General features: G+C 76.1%; 5 protein-coding genes. 2 read left to right on the top strand and 3 right to left on the bottom strand.

Annotation, left to right across the window (positions count from 1 at the left end; all coding sequences use genetic code 11):
- Positions 1 to 7: 7 nt before the first annotated feature.
- Complete coding sequence (locus AB0H64_RS05585) at positions 8 to 5,422, bottom strand: type I polyketide synthase (protein ID WP_357620420.1); 5,415 nt, start codon at positions 5,420 to 5,422, stop codon at positions 8 to 10.
- A complete protein-coding gene (locus AB0H64_RS05580) occupies positions 5,412 to 14,294 on the bottom strand; it encodes an SDR family NAD(P)-dependent oxidoreductase (protein ID WP_357620418.1) in 8,883 nt (2,960 codons plus the stop codon). The genes AB0H64_RS05585 and AB0H64_RS05580 overlap by 11 nt, the downstream gene beginning before the upstream one ends.
- Before the next feature lie 274 nt (positions 14,295 to 14,568).
- Between AB0H64_RS05580 and AB0H64_RS05575 the strand changes: the two genes are divergently transcribed.
- Both AB0H64_RS05575 and AB0H64_RS05570 read left to right on the top strand, forming a co-directional pair.
- Complete coding sequence (locus tag AB0H64_RS05575; RefSeq protein ID WP_357620416.1) at positions 14,569 to 15,963, top strand: condensation domain-containing protein; 1,395 nt, start codon at positions 14,569 to 14,571, stop codon at positions 15,961 to 15,963.
- A 79-nt stretch (positions 15,964 to 16,042) separates the two neighbouring features.
- Positions 16,043 to 17,569, top strand: a complete 1,527-nt coding sequence (locus AB0H64_RS05570) for an amino acid adenylation domain-containing protein (RefSeq protein ID WP_357620413.1) — start codon at positions 16,043 to 16,045, stop codon at positions 17,567 to 17,569.
- Positions 17,570 to 17,632: 63 nt separating this feature from the next.
- On the opposite strand, the gene AB0H64_RS05565 is transcribed toward AB0H64_RS05570, so the two are convergent.
- Positions 17,633 to 17,890, bottom strand: a complete 258-nt coding sequence (locus tag AB0H64_RS05565) for a phosphopantetheine-binding protein (RefSeq protein WP_357620411.1) — start codon at positions 17,888 to 17,890, stop codon at positions 17,633 to 17,635.
- Positions 17,891 to 17,961: the final 71 nt, after the last annotated feature.

Here is a 17,961-nt window from a genome sequence, read left to right as displayed (position 1 = left end):
TCAGGCGTCACAGTTCGTTGTCGATGAGGGCGAAGATCTCCTCGTCGGAAGCCGAGTCGATCTTGTCCACCACCGTTTCGGCGGGCCCGGAGCCGTCCGGCTCCGCCCCGAACCGGGCCAGGCTGCTCTGCAGCACGGCGACGAGTTTGCTGCGGACGGCGTCCGCGTCTTCCCTGGCGCCGGCCAGCATGGAGCCGACGTGCTCCAGGGCGGTGCGCAGCGTGTCCTCCGGCGACGGCGCCTGGGGCGCGAGCGTGCGGAAGAGGTACTCGGCCAGCGAGTTGACCGTCGGGTGGTCGAAGACCAGGGTCGCGGGCAGGCGCAGGCCGGTGTCGGCGTTGAGCCGGTTGCGCAGCTCGACGGCGGTCAGGGAGTCGAAGCCGAGGCGGTTGAAGGCCCGGTCGACCTCGATGTGCTCGGCGCTGCCGTGGGCGAGGACCGCGGCGACGTGCGTCCGGACTCGGTCAGTGAGCAGCCGCACGGCCTCGTCCCTGGTCATCACGGCGAGCTTGGACACCAGTCCGGCGACGCCGCCGCCCTGCTCTCCGGCGCTGCGGCGCGGTGTCCGTACGAGGCCGCGCAGCAGGGCCGGCAGGTCACCGGCCTCGGCGCGGGCCCGCAGCCCGGCGGTGTCCCAGCGGGCGGCCACGACCAGCGGCTCGGCGTCCTCGAAGTCCTCCACGGCGCGGTCGAACGCCTCCAGGCCCTCCTCCACGCTCAGCGGGGCGACGCCCGCGCGGGCGAGCCTGGCCACGTCGGCGGCGTCGAGGCCGCCGCCCATGCCGGTCGCGCCGGTGTCCCAGAGTCCCCAGGCGACGGACACGGCCGGCAGGCCCAGGCCACGCCGGTGCCCGGCCAGGGCGTCCAGGAAGGCGTTGGCCGCGGCGTAGTTGCCCTGACCCGCGTTGCCGAGCACCCCGGCCAGCGACGAGAACAGCACGAACGGTCCCACGGGCCGGTCGAGGGTCAGCTCGTGCAGGTGCCAGGCGGCGTCCGCCTTGGGCGCCAGCACGGCGGCCATCCGGTCCGGCGTCAGCCCTTCGACGACCGCGTCGTCCAGCACACCGGCCGTGTGGACGACTCCGGCCAGTGACGGCACCTCGGCCAGCAGCGCGGCCAGCGCCGCCCGGTCGGCCACGTCGCAGGCCGCCACCCTGACGCTCGCGCCCAGCCCGGAGAGCTCCTCGACGAGCGCGCCGGCCCCCGGAGCCTCGGGCCCCCGGCGCGAGACCAGCACCAGGTCCCGTACCCCGTGCCGCTCCACCAGCCGCCGCGCCACCAGCGCGCCCAGCCCTCCGGTGCCGCCGGTCACCAGCACCGTCCCGGACACCTCGCGGGGCGAGGCGGCCGGCGGCGTGCGGCGGGCCAGGCGCGGCACGAGTACCTCGCCCCCGGCCACCCGCACCTGCGGCTCCCCCGCGACCACCAGCCGGGCCCAGTCCGAGAACCCCTCCTCCACCTCCGCCAGCACGAACCGGTCCGGCTGCTCCGACTGGACGGTGCGCACCAGACCCTGCACCGCGCCCGCCGCCACGTCACCGGGCCGGGTCGCGAACACCACCACCCCGTCGGCCGGAGCCGAAGCCACCGCCTCCAGCACCCGCCCGGTCAGCGCCCGCACCGACGACGGCACGTCCTGGCCCTCCGAGACGCACCACACCACCGGCGGCACCCCGGCCGCGGCACCGGCCGCGGGGGCCTCCACCCACTCCACCCCGTACGACACCGGAACGGCGGACGGCCCGCCCAGCGCGCCCGCAGGCACCGGCCGCACCCGCAGGGAGCCCAGCGACAGCACGGGCCGCCCGGACGGGTCGGCGGCCTCGACGGCGCACCCGTCGGAGCCGAGCTCCCTCAGCCGCACCCGCAGGTCCGTGGCCCCGGCCGCGTGCAGCCGCGCGCCCCGCAGCTCGAACGGCAACCGCAGCTCCCCGTCGGGCGCCACCACCACCAGCGGGTGGAACACCGCGTCGAACAGCGCCGGATGGACGCCGTACCCGGCGACCTCGACCCCCTCCGGAGCAGCGACCTCCGCGAACAGCTCGTCCCCGCGCCGCCACAACGCCCGCAACCCCTGGAACGCCGGACCGTACTCGTAACCCCGCTCCGCCGACCGCTCGTAACCACCCTCCACCTCCACCGCCACCGCGCCGGCGGGCGGCCACGCCACCGCCCACGAAGCGGCGTCCTGGCTGAGGGAAGCCCTGCCGGTGATCGTGCCGGACAGGTGCCGGGTCCACCCCGCCTCGGGGTCTCCGGCGGGCCGGGAGTGGAGCCGCACCGGCCGGGCGCCGGAGGCGTCGGGGCGCTCCACGACCACCTGGACGACGACGCCGCCCCGGGCGGGCAGCACCAGCGGCGCCTCGAACATCAGCTCCTCGACCAGCTCGCAGCCGGTCCGCGCGCCCGCCTCCAGGACGAGGTCGGCCATGGCCGCCCCGGGCAGGACGACCGTGCCGCCCACCCGGTGGTCGGCCAGCCACGGCGCGGCGTCCACCGACAGGCGGCCGGTCAGCACGGTCGGCCCGTCCTCCGCCAGGTCCACGACCGCGCCCAGCAGCGGGTGAGAGGCCTCGGCCAGCCCGGCCGAGGGCAGCGCCTCGGACAGGGCCGCGGCGCGGGCGTGCGGGTCGAGCCAGTAGCGCCGCTTGTCGAAGGCGTACGTGGGCAGGTCCGTACGGGTGCCGCGGCGGAACAGCGCGGGCCAGTCGACCGGGAGTCCGGCGACCCAGGCGCGGGCCAGGCAGGCGGTCAGCGCGTCCGGCTCCGGGGTGTCACGCCGGTGCAGCGGGATGACGACGGTGTCCTCGCGGGTGACGCAGTCGTGCGCCATGCCGGACAGCACGGCCTTCGGCCCGACCTCGACGAGGACGCCGATGCCCTCGCTCTCCAGCCGCTCCACCATGGCCTGGAACATGACCGGCAGCCGGATCTGCTCCAGCCAGTAGCCCGGCGAGGTCCAGGGGGTGCCGGCCAGGCCGGTCAGGCCGGTGACGTACGCGAGGCGGGGCTCGCCGAACCGGACGGCGGCCAGCTCGGCGGCGAACGCGTCGAGCATCGGCTCCATGAGCGGCGAGTGGAAGGCGTGGCTGACGTCGAGCCTGCGGGTGCGACGGCCCCGGTCCCGCCACTGGCCGGCCACGGCCAGGCAGGCGTCGGCGTCGCCGGACAGGACCACGCTCGCGGGCCCGTTGACGGCCGCGACGGAGACCAGGTGCTCCAGCCCGTCGAGCGTGGGCCGGACCTCGTCCGCGCTCGCCGCCACGGCTGCCATCGCGCCGGGCGCGGTCAGCCGCTGCATCAGCCGGCCGCGGGCCGCGACGAGCCGGGCGGCGTCGGCCAGCGACCAGAGGCCCGCCACGTGCGCGGCGGCGAACTCGCCGACCGAGTGCCCGGCGACCGCCGCGGGCGCCGGGCCCAGCGACTCCAGCAGCCGGAACGCGGCCACCTCGAAGGCGAACAGCGCGGGCTGCGTGTAGGCGGTCTCGTCGAGCAGCGCCGCCTCGGGCGTGCCGGGCGCGGCCCACATCACCTCGCGCAGCGGCCGGTCGAGGTACGGGTCGAGCGCGGCGCACGCCTCGTCCAGGGCGGCGGCGAACACCGGCGAGACCCCGGCCAGCTCCCGTCCCATGCCGGGCCGCTGGCCGCCCTGGCCGGTGAACAGGAACGCGGCACGCGGGTGCTCGGGGGCGACGCCCTCGATCACGGCGGGGGCCGGCTCCCGGCGGGCGTACGCGCCGAGGGCGGCGGCCAGCTCGTCACCGTCGCGGCCGAGGACGACGGCGCGGTGCGGGAAGAGGGCCCGGGTGGTGACGAGCGAGTGCGCCACGTCGGCGGCGTCCGGGCGCTGACCCGTCGCGCCGTCGGCGGCCGTGACGCGGGTGCTCAGGCGGGCGGCCTGGCCGCGCAGGGCGGCGGCGCTGTGCGCGCTGACCGGCCATGCCAGCGGCCCACCGGCCTCCGGGATGCGGTCCGGCCCGGCCTCTGTCTCTGTCTCGGTCTCGGTCTCGGTCTCGGTCTCGGTCTCGGTCTCGGGGACGTACTCCTCGATGATGGCGTGCGCGTTCGTGCCGCTGATGCCGAAGCTGGAGACGGCCGCGCGGCGCGGGCGCTCGCCGCGCGGCCAGGCGCGGCCGGCGGTCAGCAGCCGGACGCCGCCGGAGTCCCAGTCGGCGTGCGGCGTCGGCTCCTGGATGTGCAGGGTGGGCGGCAGCGTCTCGTGTTCGAGGGCCTTGACCATCTTGATGACCCCGGCCACACCCGCGGCGGCCTGGGTGTGGCCGAGGTTCGACTTGACCGATCCCAGCCAGAGCGGCCGGTCCGCGCCGCGCTCCCGGCCGTACGTGGCCAGCAGCGCCTGTGCCTCGATCGGGTCGCCCAGCGTCGTGCCTGTGCCGTGCGCCTCCACGACGTCCACCTCGTCGGCGCCGAGCCGGGCGTCCGCCAGCGCCTGCTCGATGACCCGCTCCTGGGCCGGTCCGCTGGGCGCCGTCATGCCGTTGCTGGCGCCGTCCTGGTTGACGGCCGAGCCGCGGACCACCGCGAGCACGCGGTGCCCGTTGCGGCGGGCGTCGGACAGCCGCTCCAGGACGAGGACGCCGACGCCCTCCGACCAGGCGGCCCCGTCGGCGGTCGAGGAGAACGACTTGCACCGCCCGTCCGGCGACAGCGCCCGCTGCCGGCTGAACTCCACGAACGCGTCCGGCGATACCAGCAGCGTGACGCCGCCGGCCAGCGCCAGCGAGCAGTCCTCCTGGCGCAGCGCCCGCACGGCCAGGTGCAGGGTGACCAGCGACGACGAGCAGGCCGTGTCGACCGTCAGCGACGGGCCCTCCAGGCCCAGCGTGTACGAGACGCGGCCCGACATGACGCTCGGCGTGCTGGAGGACAGCAGCGTGCCCTCGACCGACGAAGGGATCGAGCCGTGCACGAAGCGCGAGGAGTAGTCGTTGTACATGTTGCCCGCGTAGACGCCGGTGCGGCTGCCGCGCAGGGTCGACGGGTCGATCCCGGCGTGCTCCAGCGCCTCCCAGCACGACTCCAGGAACAGCCGGTGCTGCGGGTCCGTGGCCAGCGCGCTGCGCGGGCTGATCCCGAAGAACGCGGCGTCGAAGTCGGCCGCCCCCTCCAGGAATCCCCCGTGCCGCGTGTAGGTCTTGCCGAGCGCCTCCGGGTCGGGGTCGAACAGGTCCGTGTCCCAGCCGCGGTCGGCGGGGAACTCGCTGATCGCGTCACGTCCGGAGGCCACCAGCTCCCACAGCTCGTCGGGGCCGGAGACGCCGCCGGGGTACCGGCACGCCATGCCCACGATCGCCACCGGCTCGTGCCGGCGGCCGGCTTCCTCGGCCAGGCGCCGCCGCGTCTCCGCCAGCTCGACGGTGACGCGCTTCAGGTACGCGCGGAGCTTGTCCTCACTCGCCATGGCCAGGCCTTTCCACCGCGGGCTTCAGGGGGGCCGTCATGGCCCGGTTGTCGATCAAGGCGAAGATCTCCTCGTCGGAGGCGGTGACGATCTCCTCGGCGGCCCCGCCGGGCCGGCTCCGCGTGGCGGCCGGCGCGGCGGCGGGGGCGGTCCCGATGCGGCCGAGCGCGCTCTGCAGGATGGCGACGAGCTGGCCGCGCAGCGCGTCCGCCCCGCCGTTGGCGGCCAGCAGCACCGACTCGGCCTGGTCCACCGCCGTTCGCAGGGCGTCCTCGGGTGACGGGGTGTCGGGCGCGAGGGTGCGGTAGAGGTAGCCGGCGAGCGCGGTGACGGTCGGGTGGTCGAAGACGAGGGTCGCCGGCAGCCGCAGGGCGGTCTCGGCGTTGAGCCGGTTGCGCAGCTCCACGGCGGTCAGCGAGTCGAACCCCAGCTCGTTGAACGCGCGGTCCACGTCCACCTGCTCGGGACTGCTGTGCGCGAGGACGGTGGCGACGTGCGAGCGGACCAGCGCGGTCAGGTGGGCGTGGGCCTCCGGCTCGGTCAGCGCGGCCAGGCGCTCGCCGAGCCCCTGCCCGGCCGCGGCCGGCTGCGCGGACGCCGCGCTCCGGACGGTACGGCGGGAGCCGCGGACCAGCCCGCGCAGCACGGGCGGCAGGTCGCCGGCCTCGGCCCGGTCGCGCAGCCCGGCCCGGTCCCAGCGGGCCGCCACGAGCAGCGGATCGGCCTGGCCGGGCAGCGCCAGGTCGAACAGGTCCAGGCCCTCCTCGACGGTCAGCGGCGCGATGCCGCCCCGTGCCAGGCGGGCCACGTCGGCGCCGCCGAGAGCGCCCGCCATGCCGTGGGCGCCGGTGTCCCACAGCCCCCAGGCGATGGACACGGCGGGCAGGCCGTGCTCGCGCCGGTGCCGCGCGAGCGCGTCGAGGAAGGCGTTGGCGGCGGCGTAGTTGCCCTGCCCGGGGTTGCCGAGCAGGCCGGCGACGGACGAGAACAGCACGAACGACGTCAGCGGCAGGTCACGGGTCAGCTCGTGCAGGTGCCAGGCGGCGTCCGCCTTCGGGGCCAGGGCGGCGTCGAGCCGCTGCGCCGACAGGCCCTCGACGACCGCGTCGTCCAGCACGCCGGCGGTGTGGACCACTCCCGTCAGGGACGGGAACCGCTCCAGCAGGGCGGCCAGCGCCCGCCGGTCGGACACGTCGCAGGCCACCACCTGGGCGCTCGCGCCCAGCTCGGCCAGCTCGGCCGCCAGCGCTTCGGCTCCCGGGGCGTCCGGGCCGCGGCGGGAGGCCAGGACCAGCTCGCGCACGCCGTGCCGCTCCACCAGCCGCCGCGCCACCAGCGCGCCCAGCCCTCCGGTGCCACCGGTCACGAGCACACAGCCGTCCCGCTCCTCCGGGGAAGCGGACTCTGCGGAGACATCCCGGGAAGCGGGGCCTTCCGGAGAGGCGGGGGCCGGGACGCGGCGGACCAGGCGGGGCGCCAGCAGGCCGTCCTCGCCCGTGGCGAGCTGCGTCTCGCCCGCCGCGATCCCGCCCGCCAGCGCGTCCCACGCGGAGAAGCCCTCCGGCAGCTCCGCCAGCGTGAACCGTTCCGGATGCTCCGACTGCGCCGACCGCACCAGCCCCCACACCGCGGCCCCCGCCGCGTCGCCGGGCCGGGTGACGAACACCAGCCGCGACCCGGCGAACCGCTCGTCGCCGAGCCAGCTCTGCACCAGGTCGAGCGCCTGGTGCAGAGTGTCGTGCGCGGAGTACGGCAGGTCGGCGGCGTCGCCCCGGCAGGGGGCGAGCACCAGGCCGGGGATCTCCCCCGTGCTCATGTCGGCCACGGAGGCCAGGTCGTAGTAGCGGGGCGCGCCGATCCCGGCCGCCGCCAGCTCGGCGTCGATCTCGTCGGCCAGGTCGTCGACGCCGACGACGGCCCACCGCTGCCCGGCCGGGTCCGCCGGGGTGACCGGCACGGGCGTCCAGTCGAGGGCGTAGGAGGCGGCGCCGTTCCCGGCTCGGGCGGCGTCGCCGGTGCGGGGCACCCGGCGCAGCGCCAGGCCGGCGGCCTCGCCGACCGGTCGGCCGGCCGCGTCGTGGGCGGCCAGGGAGATCGTGTCGCCGTCGCCGTCGGTGACGCGGACGCGCAGCGTGCTCGCGCCCCCGGCAGTCACCCGTACCCCGTTCCAGGAGAACGGCAGCAGCACGGTCGCCGGGTCCCCGGCCCGCTCCAGCACCACCAGGTGCAGGGCGGCGTCCAGGAGCGCGGGGTGCAGGGTGTAGCGCTCCGCGTCGTCGCGCACCGGCTCGGGCAGCTCCACCTCGACGTACGCGACGCCGTCCCCGCGCCAGGCGGCGCGCAGCCCCTGGAACGCGGGCCCGTAGTCGTAGCCGCGCTCGGCGAGCCGGCCGTACAGGTCGTCCAGGTCCACCGGCTCGGCGCCGGGCGGCGGCCAGGCCGCGTTCGCGCCCGGCAGGACGGTCGGGGTGGTCAGGGTCGGGGTGAGGAGGCCGGTGGCGTGGCGTGTCCAGGGCGCGTCCGGGTCGTCCGCCGGGCGGGCGTGGACGGCGAGCGTGCGCCGCCCCTCCGCGTCGGGCCCGCCCACGGCGACCTGCGCGTGAACGGTGCCCGTCTCCGGCAGGTACAGCGGCGCCTCCAGCGTCAGGTCCTCGACCGTCTCGCACCCGGCCGTGGCGGCGGCCTCCAGCGCCAGCTCGACGAACGCGGTGCCCGGAAGCAGCACCGCGCCGTCCACGGCGTGGTCGGACAGCCACGGGGCGGCGGCCCGCGACAGCCGGCCCGCCAGCAGGAAGCCGTCGTCGGCCGCCAGCGGCACGGCCGTGCCCAGCAGCGGGTGGCGGGAGGTCGAGGAGTCGCCGGCGGGGCCGGGGTCGAGCCAGAACCTCTGGCGCTCGAACGGGTAGGTCGGCAGTCCCGCGTCGTGGCGGGGCGCGGGCCCGAGGGCCGCCGTCCAGTCGAGGCTCGCGCCGAGCACCCACGCCTGGCCGAGCGCCCGCAGCAGGCTCTGCCGGCCGCCGTCGCCGCGCCGCAGCGTGCCGGTGGCGCCGCCGGGCAGCCCGGCGGCGGCCAGGGTGTCCTGGATGTGGCCGACCAGCGTCGGATGCGGGCTGGCCTCGACGAACAGGGTCGTGCCCGTCCCGGCGACCGTCTCGACGGCCTGCCGGAACAGCACGGGGTTGCGCAGGCTGGTGAACCAGTACTCGGCGGTCAGGCCCTCCGTGTCGAGGAAGTCACCGGCGTACGAGGAGCAGAAGGCCGTGTCGGCCGGGCCGGGACGCACGTCCGCGAGCGTGGTCAGCAGCTCCTCGCGCAGCTCCTCGACGTGCGGGGTGTGGGCGGCGTACCCGACCGCGACGCGGCGCATCCGCACGCCGTCGGGGCAGGCGGCGACGAGCTCCTCCACCGCGTCCGCGTCGCCGGCGACCACCGAGCTGGCGGGACCGCTGTGGACGGCGGGCCACAGCCGGCCGCTCCACGGCCCCAGCAGCTCCGCGGCCCGCTCGGCCGGCAGGGACACGGCCACCATGCCGCCGCGGTCGCCGAGCCGGAGGAGCGCGCGGCTGCGCAGCACGACCACCCGGGCGGCCTCCTCCAGGGGCAGCACGCCGGCGACGCACGCCGCGGTGATCTCGCCCTGCGAGTGGCCGAGCACGGCGGCGGGGTTCACGCCGAGCGAGCGCCACAGCCCGGCCAGCGACACCATGACGGCGAACAGCGCGGGCTGGATGACGTCCGTCCCTTCCAGCGGGGGCGCGCCGTCCGCGCCACGCAGCACGTCCACGACGGACCAGCCGCTGTACGCGGCCAGCGCCCGGTCGCAGTGCTCCAGCCGCTCGCGGAAGCGGGGGTCGGCGTCGAGCAGGTCCACGGCCATGCCGGCCCACTGGGAGCCCTGACCAGGGAAGACGAACACGGGGCGGGGGTCGTCGAGGGCCGTTCCGGTGGTGAGCGCGGCGTGCGGGGCGTCCGCGGCGAGGGCGTCCAGGGCGGCGAGCAGCTCGTCACGGTCCCGGGCGACGACCACGGCGCGGTGCGCGAACCCGGCCCTGCGCGCCAGTGCCCTCCCGGCCGCGCCCAGCTCCTCCTCGGCGAGGCGCGCCGCGTGGCCGCGCAGCCGTACGGCCTGCGCCCGCAGCGCGGCCTCGCTCTTCGCCGAGAACGCCCACACCAGCGGGTCGTCACCGGCGGGGGTACCGGGGTCACCGGCGCCGGGGGCGCTTTCCAGGATGAGGTGCGCGTTCGTGCCGCTGATGCCGAAACTGGACACCCCTGCGCGTACCGGCCGGGGGCCGTCCGGCAGCTCGACGGGCTCGGCCAGCAGCCGCACCCCGGAGGCGTCCCAGTCCACGTGCGGGGTCGGCTCGTCCACGTGCAGGGTGCGCGGCAGCGTCCGGTGCTCCAGCGCCTTGACCATCTTGATCACGCCGCCGACGCCGGCCGCGGCCTGGGTGTGCCCGATGTTCGACTTCAACGACCCCAGCCAGACGGGACCGCTTGCCTGATGCCCCTCGCGGGCGGAGCCGTACGCGGCGATCAGCGACTCGGCCTCGATGGAGTCGCCCAGCCTGGTGCCGGTGCCGTGCGCCTCGACCACGTCCACGTCGGCCGCGGACAGGCGGGCGTCGGCCAGCGCGAGGCGGATGACGTCCTGCTGCGCCTGGCCGTTCGGGGCGGTCAGGCCGTTGCTGGCGCCGTCCTGGTTGACCGCGCCGCCCCTGATCACGGCCAGGACCGGGTGCCCGAGGCGGCGGGCGTCGGACAGCCGTTCCAGCAGCAGCATCCCCGCGCCCTCGGCCCAGCCGGTGCCGTCGGCCGCGGCCGAGAACGCCTTGCACCGGCCGTCGGGCGAAAGTCCGCCCTGCCTGCTGAACTCCACGAACATCCCGGGCCGTGACATCACCGTCGCCCCGCCGGCCAGCGCCAGCGCGCAGTCGCCGCGCCGCAGCGCCTGCACCGCGAGGACGATCGAGACGAGCGAGGAGGAGCAGGCGGTGTCGGTCGTCATGGCCGGGCCGCGCAGGCCCAGCAGGTACGAGATGCGGCCGGAGACCACGCTGAGCGCGGTGCCGGTCAGCAGATGCCCCTCGGCGGCGCTGTCGGGCTGGTCCAGGCGGGGGCCGTAGTCGGGGGCCATCGCGCCGACGAACACGCCGGTCGCCGAGCCGCGCAGCGCGGCCGGGTCCAGGCCGGCGCGTTCGAGAGTCTCCCAGCAGACCTCCAGCAGCAGGCGCTGCTGCGGGTCCATGGCCAGCGCCTCACGGGGGCTGATGCCGAAGAACGCGGCGTCGAACCGGTCGGCGTCGTGCAGGAAGCCGCCCAGCCGGGTGTCGCTGGTGCCGGACCGGTCGGAGCCGGTGGCGAACAGGGCGCCCAGGTCCCATCCGCGGTTGGCGGGGAAGTCACCGATGGCGTCGATCCCGCTGCTGACCAGCCGCCAGAGGTCGTCGGGCGACGCCACGCCACCGGGGTAGCGACACCCCATCCCGACCACGGCGACCAGCTCGTCATCGGCCGGGTCGTCCGCGGTCGGGACGTCCGCGGTCGGGGCGTCGGGGACCGGGCCGGTGCCGGCCGCCTGGCCTGTTCCGGGCGTTCCGGTCGAGGCGAGAAGGGTGTGCAGGTGGTCGGTGAGGCGTTCCGGGGTGGGGTGGTCGAACAGGACACCGGCCGGCAGCCGCAGGCCGGTCGCGGCGCGCAGCCGGTCGCGCAGCTCCACCGCCGCCACCGAGTCGAACCCGAGGTCCTTGAACGTCCTGCCCGCCTCGATCCCGCCCGGGTCGCGGTGCCCGAGCACGCGGGCGGCCGCACCCAGCACCAGCTCCCGCGCCTCGGCCCGGGACCCGCCCGCGCCGCCGCTTCCCGCGACGGCTCCCCCTGCTTCAGCAACGGGAACGGCGCGCCCGCCAGGAGAGGCGGCGTGGTCGACGCGCGTGGCGGGGCGGAGGGGGACGATGGCGGGGCCGCAGGGCTCGCGCTGGAACGGGTACGTCGGCAGGTCCACCGGCCGCGCGCCCGGCGTGGCGCACGGACCCGACCAGTCCACCGGCGCGCCCTGCGTGAACGCCTGCGCCAGCGACCGCAGCACCCGCTCCGGCCCGCCCTCGCCGCGCCGCAGGGTCCCGGTGACCGCCACGTCCCGCCCGGCGGCCTCGGCCGTCTCCTCGGTGCCGGTGACCAGTACGGGATGCGGGCTGCACTCCACGAACAGCGAGCAGCCGCCCGCCAGCGCCGTCTCCACCGCCTGGGCGAAGCGCACCTGGTGGCGCAGGCTGCGGTACCAGTAGCCAGCGTCGAGTCCGGCCGTGTCCATCGGCTCGCCCGTGAGCGTGGAGACGAAGGTCGTGGCGACGCTCACCGGCCGTACCGGGGCCAGGGCCGCGAGCACCTCGTCGCGTACCTCCTCGACCTCGGCGGAGTGGGAGGCGTAGTCGACGGGGACGAGCTTGGCCCGGTGCTCCGAGAGCCGGTCGGCGAGCACGGCGAGCGCGTCGCTCGGGCCGGAGACCACCACGGATCGGGGGCCGTTGACGGCGGCCACCGACACGGGGGCCTCGACCTCGGCGATCACCCGCCGTACGAGGTCGAGAGGGGCGGCCACCGACAGCATGCCGCCGCGGCCGGTGATGCCGGCGATGGCGCGGCTGCGCAGGGCGACGACACGGGCGGCGTCGGCCAGGGTGAGGGCCCCGGCGACCGTGGCCGCCGCGATCTCGCCCTGGGAGTGGCCGATGACGACGCCGGGCTCGACGCCGTGGGAGCGCCACACCTCGGCCAGCGACACCATGACGGCCCACAGGGCGGGCTGGACCACGTCCACCCGCTCCAGGCCCGGGGCGCCGGGGGCCTCCTGGAGGACGTCCATGAGGGAGAAGCCGGTGAAGGGGGCCAGGGCGGCGGCGCACTCGGCCAGGCGCGCGGCGAAGACGGGCGAGGAGGCCAGGAGCTCGCGGGCCATGCCGGGCCACTGGGACCCCTGACCGGGGAAGACGAAGGCGACTTCTCCGCTCGAACCGGTCCCGGTTGCGTCTCCACGCGCGGCGCTCCCCTTCACGCCGTTCGCGGCGGTTCCGACCACGACGTCGTCGTGCGGCTGCCCGGCGGCCAGGGCGCGCAGCGCGGCCAGTCGGGTGGGACGGTCGGGGGTCAGGACGACGGCGCGCCGCTCGAAGATCGCCCGGCTGCGTACCAGGCTGAGGGCGACGTCGCCGGGGGCGACGGCGGCGTCCTCGGCGAGAGGCAGCAGCCGGCGCGCCTGCTCCCGCAGGGCCGCCCCGTCACGCGCCGACACCACCCACGGCGCCCCCGCGTCCTCCGCGTCGGCGATCCTCCGCGCTTCGGTGCCGGGCGTCGAGGTGCCGGGCGTCGCGGTGCCCGACGCGGTGGCCGACGCGGTGGTGGCGGGCGTCGTGGGCGTTGTCGGGCTGGGCGTTGCCGGGCTGGGCGGGCGTGGGACGGCGAAGGGGTCGGGGCCCACCGGGGCGGCGGGCGCGCACGGGTCGGCGATGGCCGGGACCGAAGCGGAGGGCAGGGGCGAGGAGGAGGACAGAGGAGAGGGAGGGGTGGTGGACGACGCGCCAGAGGAGGCCGGAGGTTCGGTCAGGAGGAGGTGGCAGTTGGTGCCGCCCATGCCGAACGAGCTGACCCCCGCCACCGCCGCCCGCCCGTCCCCCGGCCAGTCGCGGCGCGCCCGCGCCACCTCCAGCCGCAGCTCCCCCAGCGGGATCTCCGGCGGCGCCGCCTCGAAGTGCAGGCTGGCGGGCACCGTGCGGTGCTTCAGCGCCAGCACCACCTTGAGCAGCCCGGCGATCCCCGCCGCGCCCTCCAGATGGCCGATGTTGGTCTTGGCCGACCCGACCAGCAGCGGGTCGTCCGCCGGGCGGGCGGCGCCGTAGGCGGCGCCGAGCGCCGCGGCCTCCACCGCGTCGCCGACCTTGGTGCCCGTGCCGTGCAGCTCGACGTACCGGACGTCGGCGGGGTCCACCCCGGCCCGCGCGCACGCCAGGCGGATGACCTCCGCCTGCGCGTCCCGGCTGGGCACGGTCAGGCCCTCGCCGCCGCCGTCGTTGTTGACCGCCCCGCCGAGGATCACGGCGTGTACGGCGTCGCCGGCGGTGAGCGCGTCGGACAGCCGCTTGAGGACGACCAGCCCGCCGCCCTCGCCCCGCACGTAGCCGTTGGCGCGGCTGTCGAAGACGTGGCACCGGCCGTCGGGCGACAGGGCGCCGAGCCCGGCGATGGCGTCGGTGGTCTCGGCGAGGAGGTTGAGGTTGACGCCGCCGGCCAGCGCGAGCGCGGTCTCCCCCCGGCGCAGGCTCTCGCAGGCCATCTCCACGGCGACGAGCGACGAGGACTGACCGGTGTCGAGGGTGAGGCTGGGACCGCGCAGGCCGAGGAAGTAGGACACCCGGTTGGCGATCATGGCGCGGTTGGCGCCGACGTACGCGTGCCGGCCGCGCTCCTCGGCGCCGAGCCTGGCCTGGAGCGCGGCGTAGTCGTTCGAGATGGCGCCCAGGAAGACGCCGGCGGCGCTGCCGCGCAGGCCCGTGGGGACGGCGCGGGCGTTCTCCAGCGCCTCCCAGGCCAGCTCCAGCACGAGGCGCTGGTGCGGGTCCATGGCCGCGGCCTCGTTCGGCGAGATGCCGAAGAACGCGGCGTCGAACCCGTCCACGGACTCCAGGAACCCGCCCCGCCGGTGACCGGCTCCGGGCCAGCGCTCCTCGGGGGCGGCGGTGACCGCGTCCACGCCCTCGCTCAGGAGCCGCCAGAACTCCGCCGGACCGGCGGCGCGCGGCAGCCGACACGCCATGCCGACGACGGCGATCGCGTCCGGCCCGCCGGTCCCCGCCCGCTGTGTCGACTCACCAGCCATCAATGCGCCACCTCAAGCCTCGGGCGCCATTCGACATGGCGCCGCCGGTTTATTCGGACCGCGCGGACAATTAATCCGCGGCGTTCTGGTCTAGCGGCTTTCGCATAGTTGTCGATAAGACACTAAGGGCGTGCACAATTCGGGGACACGGTCGCCGACTGGCACCTTGTGGCCGCCATTAGTGGCCAGCGCCGGCCACCCCCGCCGGCCTTGACCCCGGGCGTTCGCCCGCGCAATGAATGTCGGACGGAGAAAGCCGCCGGGAGGAGACCACATGTCCGTCGAGGCGCCTCTCAGCAACGGCCAGCTCTTCAGCTGGCGGGAGATCGAGCGGTATCCGGAGGACTGGCTGCACGAGGCGAACCTGGCGACGACCTGGGACCTGCGCGGCCTGTCGAACGGGCAGGTCACGACCGCTCTGCGGCGGCTGGCCGACCGGCACGAGGCGCTGCGGACGACCTACCGTCCGCGCGGCGACCGGCCGGTCCAGGTGGTCCACGACGACGTGCCCCTGCCCGTCGAGACGGTGGACCGGGTCGTCACCGACCCCGCCGAGCACGAGCAGACGAAGGCGGAGCTGGTGGCGCGGCCGTTCGCCATGAGCGGCGACCTGAACTGGCGGGGCCGGCTGGTCCGCTCCCCCGACGGCGCGCCCCTGTACATCAGCCTGGCCTTCTCCCATCTCATCCTCGATCTGTGGTCGATCCACCACCTGCAGGACCAGTTCAAGGCGCTGGTGGCCGACCCGGACGCGACGGCCGTGACGGGCCTGGCCCCGCGCGAGCTGGCACGGCGGCAGCGAGATGAGGCGTGGCGGCCCCGGCAGGAGAGCTCCGAGCGGTACTGGCAGGACGTGCTGGCCGAGGGGCTCATGGACCGGCTGCCCACGCTGCCGGCACGCGTCAAGCGCAACCGGCTGGAGCTCACGCTGCACTCGCGGCGGCTCGGCGGGCTCGCGGCGGAGGCGGGCCGCCGGCACGGGGTCACCGCGCCGGCCGTGGTCATGGCGTTCGTCGCCGCCGGGCTGGCCCGCCACCTGGGCACCGACCGGGTGACGATGAGCCTGATGTCCTCCAACCGGTTCGCCCAGGAGGACCAGCACAACGTGGGCACGATGAACCAGCTCATCCCCTTCGTCACCGGCGTGGACCCCGGCGCCACGCTCGCCGAGCACATCAGGCGGCTGCACTGGGCGGGCGCGAAGTCGTACCGGTACTCCTGCTACGACTTCGACCGCGTCGCCGAGCTGGCCGCGGGCGACGCGGCCAGGACCGGCCGGGACCCGGGGCACGACTGCTGGGTCAACCACCTGTTCCGGGCGTGGTTCAACTACATCCAGGTGGACCGCCGTCCCTCGGACCCGGCCGACCAGAGCCCGGCGGAGCTGGCCTGGACGCCGCTGGCGCAGCAGTACGGGCAGGCGTTCCGGGTGCGGGTGGCGGTGCAGGGCGGCCGTACCAGCGTGCTCATGCTGGCGGACCCGGAGGTGCTGCCCGCGGAGGCGATGGTGGACATCATGCGGACGCTCGCCCTGGGCACGCAGCTCGCCGTCGCCGACCCTGACCGGCGTCTGGCCGACCTGTGGGAGGGCTCCGGCCGGTCCGGGCAGGATCTCCCGCCGTCGCTCTTCCCCCGCGACCTCCCCGACCCGCCGCGGCACCCCGGGTAGTGCCGCAGGCCCGGGAAGACCGTGGAGACGACCGTGAAGACGACCGTGAAGACGACGTGGAGACGACGTGGAGACGACTGTGGAACGCACCCTTCACCAGTGGTTCGCCGGCTCGGTGGCGCGCTTCGGCGACCGGGTGGCGTTGGAGGCGGGCGGCGTCCGCCACACCTACGCCGAGCTGGACGACCTGGCGGCGCGCCTGGCCGCGCGGATCCTGGCGTCCTGCCCCGGCGGGCGCCCGTCGCGGGTCGGCCTGTACGCGGCCCGCGACACCCTGGCCTACGCCGGGTACCTGGCCGTCCAGCGGATCGGCGCCACCGCGGTCCCCCTCAACCCCGCCATGCCCGCGGCGCGCAACCTCGCCGTCGCCGGGGCCGCCCGCCTGGACGTCGTCCTGGCCGACGCCGCCCGCGGCCCCCTGCCGCCGTTCCCCTCGCGAACGCTAGCCGTCACCCTGGACGACCCGGGCGGCGACCGGGCGGAGCCGCTGGCGCCGCCGGACGGGGTGGACGGGCTCGCCTATGTCCTGTTCACCTCGGGCTCGACCGGCGCGCCCAAGGGCGTGCCGCTGCGGCACCGCTCCGTCGGCGCGTACCTGTCGCACGTCGTCCCCCGCTACGGGCTGGGGCCGGGCGACCGGACGTCGCAGACGTTCGACCTGACCTTCGACCTGTCGGTCTTCGACATGTTCGCCACCTGGGGCGGCGGGGCGACGCTTGTCGTCCCGAGCCGGTACGACCTGCTCAAGCCGGTGGCGTTCGTGGCCAGGGAGCGGCTGACGCACTGGTTCTCGGTGCCGTCGGTGGTCTCGCTGGCCCTGCGCCTGCGCCGGCTGGCCCCGGGCTCGATGCCGTCGCTGCGCTGGAGCCTGTTCTGCGGCGAGCCGCTGACGCTGCGGCAGGCGGACGCGTGGCGGGAGGCGGCGCCGCACAGCGTGCTGGAGAACCTGTACGGCCCGACGGAGCTGACCATCTCCTGCGCCGAGTACCGCCTGCCCGCCGACCGGGCCCGCTGGCCGGAGACGGCCAACGGCACCGTGCCGATCGGCCTGCCGTACCGGGGGGTGGAGCACGTGGTGCTGGGCGCGGACGGGCGGCCGGCGGCGGAGGGCGAGCTGTGCCTGCGCGGCCCGCAGCGCTTCCCGGGGTACACGGACCCGGCGGTCAACGAGGGCCGCTTCGTCGCCTTCGACGGCGGCCGGGCCGTGCCCGCCCCGGCCGCCGCCACCATGGCCGGCGACCTCTGGTACCGCACCGGCGACCGGGTCGCCTGGCGCGACGGGCTGCTCGTCCACCTCGGGCGGCTGGACCAGCAGGTGAAGATCTCGGGGCACCGGGTCGAGCTGGGCGAGGTGGAGGCCGCCCTGCGGGCCAGGCCCGGAGTGGACGAGGCCGTGGTCCTGGCGCTGCCCGGGGCGGACGGCGAGCTGGAGCTGGAGGCCGCCTGCACCGGGACGGCGCTCGACCCGGTGGCGCTGGTCAAGGGCGTCGCCGAGGTGCTGCCGGGGTACATGGTGCCGCGCGCGGTGACCGTGCTGGGCGAGCTGCCGCTCAACGCCAACGGGAAGGTGGACCGCCGCGCGCTGGCCACGACCCTCAAGCCCTGACGTCCGGGGAAAGGAGAGGGCGGGGGCCGGCGAACCGGCCCCCGCCCTTCTGACGTCCGTGCGTCAGTGGACCGGCGGGAACGCCGGGAGCATGGTGAGCGCCTGCCAGAGCGAGCCGACCGTGGCGAACGTCGACTCGTCCAGCATCTCGTCGGGCAGCTCGACCGCGTAGCCGTTCTCGATGTCGACCAGCAGCCGCACGACGCCCATCGAGTCGAGGCCGAGACCGGCGAGCTCGTCCCGGGCGGAGAGCTCCGCCGCGTCCGCGTACGGCAGGTGCGCGCGCAGAAGGCTCTGGAACTGGCTCGGAATTTCAGACATCGTCATCCGCCAATCTGCCAGAAATATCCATTCATACAAAGCTTCAGGGAATGGCGGAGCAGCGGTCAAGA

Source organism: Nonomuraea sp. NPDC050733 (assembly GCF_040654215.1).
In the GTDB taxonomy this organism is placed as follows: domain Bacteria; phylum Actinomycetota; class Actinomycetes; order Streptosporangiales; family Streptosporangiaceae; genus Nonomuraea.
This window is presented reverse-complemented; position numbering and strand designations above follow the sequence as displayed.